The organism is Streptomyces sp. SID5785, assembly GCF_009870065.1.
Lineage (GTDB): Bacteria > Actinomycetota > Actinomycetes > Streptomycetales > Streptomycetaceae > Streptomyces.
Genome location: NZ_WWIA01000300.1, coordinates 1 through 12,092, shown reverse-complemented (window position 1 = coordinate 12,092; position 12,092 = coordinate 1). Strand labels below are relative to the sequence as shown.

The following is a 12,092-nucleotide window of genomic DNA, read 5'->3' as shown; positions in this document are numbered from 1 at the left end:
GCCCCGGGCCGCGGTCAGCGCCGCTCGGGGTCCTCCAGGACGGGCAGGAGCTGAGGCAGGTGGCCGTCCGAGGCCGCCGCGGCCCGGACGCGCTCCTCGGGGACCTCCCCGTACAGCGTCGTACGCGGCTTCGCCGGACGGCCCGCCGCGGCGGCGACCGCGACGAGGTCCTCGACCGACTTGTACGAGCCGTACGACGACCCGGCCATCCGCGAGATCGTCTCCTCCATCAGCGTGCCGCCCAGGTCGTTGGCGCCCGAGCGGAGCATCTCGGCGGCGCCCTCGGAGCCGAGCTTGACCCAGCTGGTCTGGATGTTCGGGATGTGCGGGTGGAGCAGGACGCGGGCCATCGCGGTCACCGCGCGGTTGTCGCGGGTCGTCGGACCCGGGCGGGCGATCCCGGCGAGGTACACGGGCGCGTTCGTGTGGATGAACGGCAGCGTCACGAACTCCGTGAACCCGTCCACGTTTTTGGACAGTGCGGCCTTCTGGAGCGCCGCCAGCGTGCGCAGGTGCCCCAGCCAGTGCCGCGGCTGGTCCACATGCCCGTACATCATCGTCGAGCTCGACCGGATGCCCAGCTCGTGGGCCGTCTTGACGACCTCGATCCAGGTCGCGGTCGGCAGCTTGCCCTTGGTCAGGACCCAGCGCACCTCGTCGTCCAGGATCTCCGCCGCCGTGCCCGGGATCGAGTCAAGACCGGCCTCCTTCGCGGCGGTCAGCCACTCACGGATCGACAGGCCGGTCCGGGTCGCGCCGTTGACGACCTCCATCGGCGAGAAGGCGTGCACGTGCATTCCCGGCACGCGCTCCTTCACCGCCTTCGCGATGTCGAAGTACGCCGTCCCCGGCAGGTCCGGATGGATGCCGCCCTGCATGCAGACCTCGACGGCGCCGACGTCCCACGCCTGCTGCGCCCGGTCGGCGACCTGGTCCAGGGAGAGCGTGTACGCGTCGGCGTCGGTGCGGCGCTGGGCGAACGCGCAGAAGCGGCAGCCGGTGTAGCAGACGTTCGTGAAGTTGATGTTCCGCGTGACGATGTACGTGACGTCGTCGCCGTTGACCGTCTTGCGGATGTCGTCCGCGATGCCGCACAGCGCGTCGAGCGCGGGCCCGTCCGCGTGCAGCAGCGCGAGCGCCTCGTCGTCGGTGAGCCGCGTCGGGTCGTCGGCGGCCTGCTTCAGCGCGGCCCGGACGTCGCCGTCGAGGCGCTCGGGGACCATGCCGGGCGCCGCCTGTTCACGCAGCGCGGCCCAGTCGCCGTACACCTCGTCGAAGTCGTCACGCCGGTCGGACGTGCGCCCCTCGGTGTCGATGGTGCGGTGCAGGTCGGTGCGGCCCGACGCCGCGACGTACCCCTCGTCGGGCTCCTGCCAGGGACGGCCCACGACGGGCGCGTCCGCGACCGCGAGCCCCGTCTCCGGGTCGGCCAGCGCCCGCACGTGCGGCAGCAGCCGCGGGTCGAGCCACGGCTCGCCGCGCGTCACGAACTCCGGGTACACACACAGCCGTTCGCGCAGCTCGAACCCGGCCTCCGCGGACCGCTCCGCGAGCTCCTCCAGCTGCGGCCACGGCTTCTCCGGGTTGACGTGGTCGATCGTGACCGGGGAGACGCCGCCCCAGTCGTCGATCCCCGCGGCGATGAGGCGCGCGTACTCGCCGTCGACGAGGTTCGGCGGGGCCTGAAGGTTCCCGGCCGGGCCCATGATGTGCCGGGCGACGGCGACCGTGGCGACGAGGTCGTCGAGGTCGGCGTCCGGCATCCCGCGCATCGCCGTGTCCGGTTTGGCGCGGAAGTTCTGGATGATCAGCTCCTGCACGCCGTGGTACGAGCGCGCGACACGGCGCAGCGCGAACAGCGAGTCGGCGCGCTCCTCGTATGTCTCGCCGATCCCGATGAGCAGCCCGCTGGTGAAGGGGACGGACGAGCGGCCCGCGTCCTCCAGGACCCGCAGCCGCACCGCCGGTTCCTTGTCCGGCGAGCCGAAGTGCGGCATGCCGGGCTCGGACCACAGGCGTTCGGCGGTCGTCTCCAGCATCATGCCCATCGACGGGGCGACCGGCTTGAGCCGCTGGAAGTCCGTCCAGGACAGCACGCCCGGATTGAGGTGCGGCAGCAGCCCGGTCTCCTCCAGGATGCGGATCGATATGGCCCGCACGTACGCGATCGTGTCGTCGTAGCCGTGCGCGTCGAGCCACTCCCGCGCCTCGGGCCAGCGGTCCTCGGGCTTGTCGCCGAGGGTGATGAGGGCTTCCTTGCAGCCGAGCGCGGCGCCCTTGCGCGCGATGTCGAGGACCTCGTCCGGCGACATGAACATCCCGTGCCCGGCCCGCCGCAGCTTCCCGGGCACGGTGACGAACGTGCAGTAGTGGCACTTGTCGCGGCACAGCCGGGTCAGCGGGACGAAGACGCTCCTGGAGTACGTGATGACGCCCGGCCGCCCGGCCGCCGCCAGCCCGGCGTCGCGCACGCGGGCGGCGGACGCCGTGAGGTCGTCCAGGTCGGCGCCGCGCGCCTGGAGCAGCACCGCCGCCTCCGTCACGTCGAGCGCGACGCCGTCCCTGGCCCTTCTCAGCGCGCGGCGCATCGCGTTGGCGGTGGGGCGGCCGGTCTGCGGTCCGCTCTGCGGCACGGCGTCCTGATCACTCATGAACCGAGCATACGAGCGAGCCCGCACCGCTTCGAGAGCGCCTGAGGCGCATGAGCCCCCCTACAGATACTGCTGGTAGTCGTCGAGCACCTTGAGCACCGTCGCCGTGTCCCCGGGCGGCAGTTGGAGCACGACCTCCTCGACGCCCTGCTCCGCGTAGTGCGCGAGCTTGCCGGGCGTGGGCAGTACCGCGTAGGGGACGACCTGGAGCGCGGCCGGGTCGCGGCCCGCGTCCTGCCACCGCTCGCGCAGTTCGGGCAGGGTACGGCCCAGGCCGCCGCCCCCGATGGGCATCCAGCCGTCCGCGTACGCGCAGACCTGCGCGAAGAGCTTCGGCCCCGCGGCCCCGCCGACCATGATGCGGGGCGCGCCGCCCCGGTACGGCTTCGGGTAGGCGGTGCTGGCCCGCACCGACTGCCCGAACTCACCTGCGTACGCGGTCGGTTCGTCCGCCCACAGGGCCTTCATCAGGCCGATCCGGTCGCGCACCAGCTCGCGCCGGGTGCGCCACTCGACCCCGTGGTCGTCGGCCTCCTCCCGGTTCCAGCCGAAGCCGACGCCGAGCGTGCAGCGGCCGCCGCTGAGGTGGTCCAGGGTCGCGATCTGCTTGGCGAAGGCGATCGGATCGTGCTGGGCGATCAGCGAGATGCCGGTGCCGACCGCGATCCGCTCGGTGACGGCGGCCGCCTGACCGAGCGCCACGAACGGGTCGAGGGTGCGGGTGTACTCGCGGGGCAGGTCGCCGCCGTTGGGGTACGGGGTCGTGCGCTCGGTGGGGATGTGCGTGTGCTCGGGCAGGTAGAGGCCCGCGAAGCCGCGCTGTTCCAGTTCGCGCGCGAGGCGCACGGGGGTGATGGTCTCGTCGGTCAGGAAGATCGTGGTCGAGATCCGCATGCGGCATTCCTAACGCCGGGGGTCACAGGAGTCCAGGCCCGTTCACCGGGGGTCTGCCGGGCGGGTGACCGGAAACCGACGCCGGGCCCGGCACTCAGGGCCGTCATGCCCCGATTCCCTTCCCTTACGGGGAAGTTCACGGCTCAATGCCAGGGTCGCACCCGTCACTTCCGACCCCTGGGGAGCCGCGATATGTGCACCGACGCCATCGACCACGGACACGGACCGGGCAGACGGGCGCTGCTCGTGACCGGGGCGGCCGCCGCCCTTACCCTCGGCACCATGAGCTTCGCCAGCGCCGCCGAGGGCTCGCAGAGCACCCGGACCCTCACCGGCACCCTGCCGCCGGGCGCACCGGACTTCGTGTACCTGCCGGTCGAGGTGCCGGCCGGGGTGCGCGAGATCCACGTCGCTTACACGTACGAGAAGGCGACGGTCCCGGCCGGCACGCAGAACAACGCCCTCGACATCGGCCTCTTCGACGAGCGCGGCACGGACCTCGGCGGCCGGGGCTTCCGCGGCTGGTCCGGCGGCGCCCGCACGGAGTTCTTCGTGCGGGCCGACGACGCCACGCCCGGCTACGTCCCGGGCCCGGTCCGCGCGGGCACCTGGCACATCGCGCTCGGCCCGTACACGGTCGCCCCCGACGGGCTGCCGTACTCGGTGACGGTCACGCTCACGCACGGCGCGCAGGGCCGCACCCCGCACCCCTCCTACCCGCCGGAGCGGGCCCGCGGCCGGGGCCGTGCCTGGTACCGCGGCGACTGCCACATCCACTCCTGGTACTCGGACGGGCGGCGCACCCCGGCGGAGATCGGCGCCCTGGCCCGCGCCGCCGGGCTGGACTTCATCAACACCTCCGACCACAACACGCACTCCGCGCACGCGCACTGGGCGGACGTCGCCGGGGACGACCTGCTCGTGCTGCTCGGCGAGGAGATCACCACCCGCAACGGGCACGTGGTCGCGCTCGGCACCGACCCCGGCACGTTCGTCGACTGGCGCTACCGGGCCCGCGACAACCGCTTCGGGAAGTACGCCGACCAGGTCCGCCGGGCGGGCGGCCTCGTCGTGCCCGCGCACCCGCACGCCACGTGCATCGGCTGCGGCTGGAAGTTCGGCTTCGGCGAGGCCGACGCGGTGGAGGTGTGGAACGGCCCGTACACCCCCGACGACGAGGTGTCCCTGGCCGACTGGGACAACACCCTGGTCGCGTACGCCCGCACCGGGCGGCACTCCGGCGGCGGCTGGATCCCGGCCATGGGCAACAGCGACGCCCACCGCGACCCGGACCGGATCGGCGGGCCGCAGACCGTCGTCCTGGCCGACGACCTGACCCGCACCGCGATCCAGGAGGGCCTGCGCGCCGGCCGCTCGTACGTCGCCGAGAGCCGGGACGTCGCGCTCACCTTCGGCGCGGCCGGTGGGCGGGGCCGCGCGGCGGGCATCGGGGAGCGGCTCCGTGTGCCCTCGGACGCGCCGGTGACGGTGACCCTGGAGGCGAGCGGTGTGCCCGGCTGCACCCTCCACCTCGTCACGGACGCGGGCACCCTCGTCACCTCCGCGGCGCTGCCCGCGTCCGGCAGCGGCTCGGTGACCTGGCGCACGACGCCGTCCTACGCGGCGTACGTACGCGCCGAGATCCGGCACCCCGCGACGGTCCCGGGCCTGCCCGGCGCCCTGGCCGCCTTCACGAACCCGGTGTTCCTGGGACCGTGACCGCCGCCGCAGGCTGAGGGTTCGTCGCCGGGTGACGGGTGCGTCGTGGCTGAGCGCGCAGTTCCCCGCGCCCCTGGCGGGGCTGGTGTGCAGCGCCCAAATCAAGCCCCTCCGGCGATTGAGGAGCGGGGGCCGGGGCGGAGCCCCTGGGGGTGGCGCCGTTGCGGGGTGCGGTGTCGTCGCCGGGTGACGGGTGCGTCGTGGCTGAGCGCGCAGTTCCCCGCGCCCCTTACGGGGCTGGTGTGCAGCCCCGCCCTCGCCCTGCGGGGCGAACGCGAAAGGTGGCCACATCAAGCCCCTCCGGGGAATGGGTCAGCCGGGCCACACGATGGACTGGAGCTCGCTGTACGCGTGCAGGGCGTACGAGCCGACGTCGCGGCCCACCCCGCTCTTCTTGAAACCGCCGAACGGCGCCTCCATGTTGCGGGCGACCGTGTTCACGCCGACCCCACCCGCCCGCAACCGCCGCGCGACCCGGAACGCCTTCGCGACGTCGCCGGACCACACGTAGTCGATGAGCCCGTAGTCGCTGTCGTCCGCGAGCGCCACCGCCTCGTCCTCGTCCCCGTCGAACGGCACGACCGCGACGACCGGCCCGAAGATCTCCTCCCGCACGACCCGCATGTCGTTCGTGCAGTCCGCGAGGAGTGTCGGCGCGACGTAGAAGCCGGTGCCGGGGCCCTCGGGCCGGTCGCCGCCCGTGACGACCGTGGCGCCCTCCTTGCGGCCGAGCTCCACGTACGACTCGATGCGGTCGCGGTGCGCGGCGGAGATGACGGGCCCGACGACCGTGCCCTTGACGCGCGGGTCGCCGACCTTCATGAAGCCGGTGTAGGCGCGCAGCTTTGCCACGAACGCGTCGTACACGGAGCGGTGCACCAGCGCCCGCGTCGGGGCGGTGCAGATCTGCCCGCTGTAGAAGGCGTACGTGGTGCCGATCCCGGCGACGGCGGAGTCCAGGTCCGCGTCCGCGAACACGACGGCCGCGCCCTTGCCGCCCAGCTCCATCAGCTGCCGCTTCATCGTGCGACCGCACACCTCGCCGATCGCCTGCCCGACCGCCGTGGAGCCGGTGAAGCTGACCATGTCGACCTCGGGCGCCTCGACCGCGGCCTGCCCGACGTCCGCGGACGCCCCACTGACCACGTTGACGACGCCCGGCGGGACCCCGGCCTCCTCCAGGGCCGCCGCCATCCGGTACACGGACAGCGGGTCCTGCGGCGCCGGTTTCACCACCACGGTGTTGCCCATGGCGAGCGCGGGCGCGACCTTGCCCGCCGGGTTCGCCCACGGGTTGTTGTACGAGGTGATGCAGGTGACGACGCCGACCGGCCGGCGCAGCGCGAGCGCCCCCACGACGCCCGCCTTCCCCATCGGTCCCGCGTCGTTGATCTGCGGCGGCAGCCCCTGCTCGACGGGTTCCAGGGCACCCCTGGCGTACCGCCGGAACCGGGCCACGCCGACCGCGACCTGCATGCCGCGTGCCGTGCCGGTCGTGGCCCCGCTCTCCGCCTGGGCCAGCTCGGCGTGGGCCGTGAAGTCCCGCTGCATGAGGTCGGCGGCCCGGTCGAGGATCGCCGCGCGTTCCTCGGGCCGGGTCCGCGACCACGGCCCGAACGCGTCGGCGGCGGCCCGCGCCGCGTCCCGCACCTGCTCCCGGGAGGCCTCGGGCGCCGGGCCCACGACCCGCTCGGTCGCCGGGTCGACCACGTCGTAGTGCCCGCCGGCCGGCTCGGTCCACTCGCCGCCGACGAACAGCTTCCCCTCCGTGTACGTCACTTGGTGCTCACCGTCCGCGTGTCCTGCCCGGAGCGCAGCACCTTGCCGGGCACGGCCCCGCTCACCACGTCGCCGCGGATCGCCTCGACGCCGTTGACCCACACGGCCGTGATCCCGAGCGCCTGCGAGTCGAGCCGGGGGCTGTCGCCGGGCAGGTCGTGCACGAGTGTCGCCTTGCCCGCGTCGACGGTCTCCGGGTCGAAGAGGACGAGGTCGGCGTGGTAGCCCTCCTGGATCCGCCCGCGTTCGCGCAGCCCGAACAGCCGGGCCGGGTCGTCGGTCAGCATCTTCACGGCCTGCTCCAGACCGACCAGCTTCCGCCCGCGCAGGCAGTCGCCGAGGAAGCGCGTCGTGTACGGCGCCCCGCACATCCGGTCCAGGTGCGCACCCGCGTCGGAGCCGCCGAGCATGACGTCCTCGTGCTGCCAGGTCTCGGCGCGCAGCGCCCACGAGTCCGGGTCGTTGTCCGTCGGCATCGGCCACAGGACCGTGCGCAGCCGGTCGTTGGCGCAGATCTCGACGAGGCACTCGAAGGGCTCCTGCCCGCGCTCGGCGGCGATGTCCCGCACGACCCGCCCGGTGAGCCCCTCGTTGGCCGGGGTGTACGTGTCCCCGATGACGTACCGCCCGAAGTGCGCGAGCCGCCGGAAGACGCCCGCCTCCTTGCTGCCGGCCCGGCGCAGCATCTCGGCGCGCACGGCGGGGTCCCGCAGTTTCGCGATCCGCTCGTCGACCGGCAGGCCGAGGATCTCGCCCCAGCCGGGGATGAGGTTGAGCGCGCAGAAGGTGCCGAGCGACATGTTCATCGGCGTCAGGATCGGCATGGTCAGGGCGACGATCCGGCCGCCGGCCTTGCGGGCGCGCTCGCTCGGCACGAGCTGGCGCGGCACCCGCTCGGGCACGGCGGCGTCGATCGTGAGCACGTTCCAGTTGAGCGGCCGCCCGGCGGCCGCGCTCATCTCGACGAACAGGTCGATCTCGTCGTCGCTGAACTGGTCCAGGCACCCGGCGACGATCGCCTCCAGCTGCGTCCCCTCGTGCTCGCCGACCGCCCGGCTGAGGGCGATCAGCTCGGCGGGCAGCGCGTGCCGCGACGCGACGGGCGCGCCGTCACCGTCCGAGTGCGTGGACGACTGCGTGGTGGAAAGACCCCACGCCCCGGCCTCCATGGCCTCGTGGAACAGATCGAGCATCTGCCGCATCTGTTCCTCGCTGGGCTGTCCGCCCACCGCGTCGGCGCCCATCACGTACCGGCGCAGCGCGCAGTGCCCGACCATGAACCCGGCGTTGACCGCGATCCGGCCGTCGAGCGCGTCGAGGTACTCGCCGAACGAGTTCCAGGTCCACGGGGCGCCCTCCTCGAGGGCGACCAGCGACATGCCCTCGACCTTGGACATCATGCGGCGCGTGTAGTCGGCGTCCGCGGGCCGGTCGGGGTGCAGCGGCGCGAGCGTGAACCCGCAGTTGCCGCCCGCGACGGTGGTCACGCCGTGGTTGAGCGAGGGGGTGGCGTACGGGTCCCAGAACAGCTGGGCGTCGTAGTGGGTGTGCGGGTCGACGAACCCGGGCGCGAGCACGAGCCCCGCGGCGTCCTCGCTCGTCCGCGCCTGTTCGGTGACGGCTCCGGGCTCGGCGACGACGGCGATACGGCCGTCGCGGATGCCGACGTCGGCGACGTGAGCGGGGGCGCCGGTCCCGTCGACGACGGTGACGCCCTGGATGAGGTGATCGAGCATGCCATGCTCCCAAAAGTCCAGCTCAGCAACATCAAAGCCCTCCGGCGACGGAGAGCGGAGAACCGGGCAGAGCGCCCACGGCAAGCCCCTCCGGCGATTGAGGAGCGGGGTCCGGGGCGGAGCCCCGTGACAGGGACAGGCCCCGGCCCTCCTGTCCGGGAGGAGGAAGGCCGAGGCAGCTGGGGACGGTCAGGCCCCGGCCGACCTGAACCGCGTCGTCCGGTGCACCGGATCCGTGTCGATCTTCGGCACGACATGCTCACCGATGAGCTTGATCGTGTTCAGCGTGTCCTCGTGCGAGATCCCGATCGGCAGCCCGAACGACAGCTGGTCGGCCCCGGCCTGCTCCCACCGCTTGCACTGCTGGAGCACCTCGTCGGGGTCACCGCAGATCATCAGCTCCTCGGCGATGAGGAGTTCGATGATCTCCCGGTTGTACTCGGGCAGGATCTCGGGCCACTCGGGGATGCCGTCGGGCCGCGGGAACGTGTCGTGGTACCGGAAGACCAGCGACTGCAGGTAGTTGAGCCCGCCGCTGACCGCGATGTCGACGGCCTTGTCGTGGGTCTCGGCGCAGATCGCGGTCGAGGTCACCATCACGTTGTCGTTGACGAAGTCGCCGATGGGCTCGGCGTCCTGGACGGCGTTCTTGTACTGCTCGAGCACCCACTCCATGTCGGACACCTTCTGGACGCTGAAGCCGAGCACGCCGAGTCCCTTGCGGGCGGCCATCGCGTAGGAGGGCGGGGACCCGGCCGCGTACCACATGGCGGGGTGGGACTGCCCGTACGGCTTGGGGAAGATCTTGCGCGGCGGGAGCGACCAGTGCTTGCCCTGGAACCCGACGTACTCGTCCTGGAGCCACATCTTCGGGAACTCGGCGATGGTCTCTTCCCAGATCTCCTTGGTGTGGTTCATGTCCGTCACACCGGGGAAGAAGCCGAGGATCTCGTGCGAGCCGGCCCCGCGCCCGCTGCCGAACTCGAACCGCCCCTCGCTGAGGTGGTCCATCATGGCCACCTTCTCGGCGACCTTCACGGGGTGGTTGACCTGGGCGAGCGGGTTGAAGATGCCGGAGCCGAGGTGGATGCGCTCGGTCGCGTGCGCCAGGTACCCGAGGAACACGTCGTTGGCCGAGAGGTGCGAGTACTCCTCCAGGAAGTGGTGCTCGGACGCCCAGGCGTACTTGAAGCCGGACTTGTCCGCCTGGATGACGTACTCGGTCTCGTTCATGAGCGCGCGGTGCTCGGCGGTCGGGTCCGTCAGCGCCTGCTTGCCCACGTATCCCTGTACAAAGAGCCCGAATTCCAAGGAGGTTCACCGTCCTCGTCAGTTTCTGACGAACCGTCAGATTGGATGTCACGACTGTTCCACCGGAGCCCGGGAGCGTCAATAGCTGACGCAACGTCAGCTACGTTCGCGGAAGGCCCCGCCTCAGAGCACGCTGACCCCGGCCAGCCAGCCCCCGTCGATGACGAACGGCTGCCCGGTGATGTACGCCGAGTCCTCCTCGGCGGTGAGGAAGAGCGCGAGCCGCGCCACCTCCTCGGGCCGGCCCACCCGGCCGAGCGGCACGAGCTTGCGGTACAGGCCCTCCAGGGCCTCGGCGGCCTCCGCGGCGTCCGCGTCCGGGTCGAGCTGCGCCGGATTGCTCATGGCGGTGTCGACGGCCCCGGGGCACACGGCGTTGACCCGGATCTTCTTCGCGGCCAGCTCCAGCGCCGCCACCCGGGTCAGCCCCACGATGGCGTGCTTGGTCGCCGTGTACGCGCCGACGTACGCCATGCCGGTCACGCCCGTGTACGACGCGGTGTTCACGATGGTCCCGCCGCCCGCGGCCTCGATCACCGGCGCGACGGTCTTGATCCCCAGAAAAGCACCCACCTGGTTGACGTTCACGATCTGCTGGAACTCGTCCAGCGGGGTGGACGTCAGCTCGTTGAAGCGCAGGATGCCGGCGTTGTTGACCAGGCCGTCGATCGTCCCGAAGGCGCCGGTGGCGGCCTCCACGGCGGCCTGCCACTCCTCCTCCTTGCTGACGTCGAGATGGACGTAGACCGCGCCGCTCCCGATGTCCTTGGCGACGGCCTCACCCCGGTCGTCGAGCACGTCGGCCACGACGACCCGCGCCCCCTCGGACGCGAACAGCCGCGCCTCCTGCTCGCCCTGCCCGCGCGCCGCCCCGGTGATGAGCACGACGCGTCCGTCCAGCTTGCCCATGATGCTTGCTCCTCAGGTGAGTTGGGGTGCGACCTCGGCGGAGAACGCCTCGATCTGGTCGACGAGCTCGGCCCGGCCGCGACTGCGGAACCGGACCTGGATCTGGTCGACGCCCATCGCGGCGTACGCGCGCAGCGACTCGGCGAGCGCGTCCGGGGCGCCGGACAGCGTGCGCCGCCCGACGTGCCAGCCGGGCGTGCCCACGTAGAGCGGTTCGGCGATCGCCCCGATGGTCACCGGGGTCTCGATCCCGGCCTCCGCGCGCAGCCGCCGCAGCGTGGCGATCTTCTCGGGCAGCCGGTCGCGCGGGTCGCCCTGCGGGAGCCAGCCGTCCCCCTTGAGCGCGGCCCGGCGCACGGCGGGCGCGGACGAACCGCCGACCCAGACCGGCACCCGGCGCTGCGCGGGCCGCGGCTTCTGTCCGAGCCCCTCGAACGCGAACAACTCCCCCTTGTGCGAAGGGAACTCCTCCGGCCCGAGCGCGGCCCGCAGCGCGTCCACGGACTCGTCGAGCACCGCCCCGCGCCGCGCGAAGTCCACGCCGAGCGCCGCGAACTCCTCCTCGACGTGCCCGGCGCCGACCCCGAGCACGAGCCGCCCGCCGCTGAGGTGGTCGAGGGTGGCGTACTGCTTCGCGGACACCAGCGGATGACGCAGCCCCACGATCGCCACGTGGCTCAGCAGCCGCACCCGCTCGGTGGCGGCGGCGAGGTACGCGAGCGTCGCCACCGGGTCGTACCAGGTGGTGGACATGGCGTCGGCGAGCCGGTGCGGGATCGCGACGTGGTCGCAGCACGCGACGTAGTCGAATCCGCCGCGCTCGGCGGCCAGGGTGACGGCGACGAGGTCCTCGACCCCGGCGGCCGCCTCCCAGGGCTCGGCGTACATGGTGCTCTGCGACTGGATCGGCAGCTGTATCCCGTATACGAGTGGCGCCATGAGTACCTACCCCTGACCGTCGCGACCCTGATCTGACGAACCGTCACATCCTGATACCTGACACCCAGTCAGACAACCCCTAGCCCAGAACCACACCCCCAGCGCCCAGGGGCTCCGCCCCGACCCCCGCTCCTCAATCGCCGGAGAGGCTTGA

At 72.4% G+C, this 12,092-nt stretch carries 8 protein-coding genes; 1 reads left to right on the top strand and 7 read right to left on the bottom strand.

Annotated features, from left to right (window positions below):
• Positions 1-14: 14 nt before the first annotated feature.
• Positions 15-2,651 carry a bifunctional FO biosynthesis protein CofGH gene (locus tag GTW43_RS09330; protein WP_161301157.1) on the bottom strand — a complete coding sequence of 879 codons (2,637 nt, stop codon included), beginning with the start codon at positions 2,649-2,651 and terminating at the stop codon, positions 15-17.
• 60 nt (positions 2,652-2,711) lie between these two features.
• Positions 2,712-3,545 carry an LLM class F420-dependent oxidoreductase gene (locus GTW43_RS09325; protein ID WP_161301156.1) on the bottom strand — a complete coding sequence of 278 codons (834 nt, stop codon included), beginning with the start codon at positions 3,543-3,545 and terminating at the stop codon, positions 2,712-2,714.
• A gap of 192 nt (positions 3,546-3,737) precedes the next feature.
• Between GTW43_RS09325 and GTW43_RS09320 the strand changes: the two genes are divergently transcribed.
• Positions 3,738-5,264: a CehA/McbA family metallohydrolase gene (locus tag GTW43_RS09320; protein ID WP_161301155.1), complete on the top strand. Its 1,527-nt coding sequence runs from the start codon at positions 3,738-3,740 to the stop codon at positions 5,262-5,264.
• A gap of 312 nt (positions 5,265-5,576) precedes the next feature.
• Here GTW43_RS09320 and GTW43_RS09315 read toward each other — a convergent pair whose 3' ends face one another.
• From GTW43_RS09315 to GTW43_RS09295, 5 genes are all read right to left on the bottom strand, one after another.
• A complete protein-coding gene (locus tag GTW43_RS09315) occupies positions 5,577-7,043 on the bottom strand; it encodes an aldehyde dehydrogenase family protein (protein WP_161301154.1) in 1,467 nt (488 codons plus the stop codon).
• Positions 7,040-8,779 (bottom strand): D-aminoacylase, encoded by a 1,740-nt coding sequence (locus GTW43_RS09310; protein WP_161301153.1) that lies wholly within the window; start codon positions 8,777-8,779, stop codon positions 7,040-7,042. Before GTW43_RS09310 ends, GTW43_RS09315 begins: the two co-directional genes overlap by 4 nt.
• A 189-nt stretch (positions 8,780-8,968) precedes the next feature.
• Complete coding sequence (locus tag GTW43_RS09305; RefSeq protein ID WP_161301152.1) at positions 8,969-10,090, bottom strand: LLM class flavin-dependent oxidoreductase; 1,122 nt, start codon at positions 10,088-10,090, stop codon at positions 8,969-8,971.
• A gap of 123 nt (positions 10,091-10,213) precedes the next feature.
• Entirely contained in the window at positions 10,214-10,999 is a 786-nt protein-coding gene (locus tag GTW43_RS09300) for a glucose 1-dehydrogenase (protein ID WP_161301151.1), read from the bottom strand.
• A gap of 12 nt (positions 11,000-11,011) precedes the next feature.
• On the bottom strand, positions 11,012-11,938 hold the full coding sequence (locus GTW43_RS09295) for a TIGR03619 family F420-dependent LLM class oxidoreductase (RefSeq protein ID WP_161301150.1): 927 nt from the start codon (positions 11,936-11,938) through the stop codon (positions 11,012-11,014).
• Between the last annotated feature and the right edge of the window lie 154 nt (positions 11,939-12,092).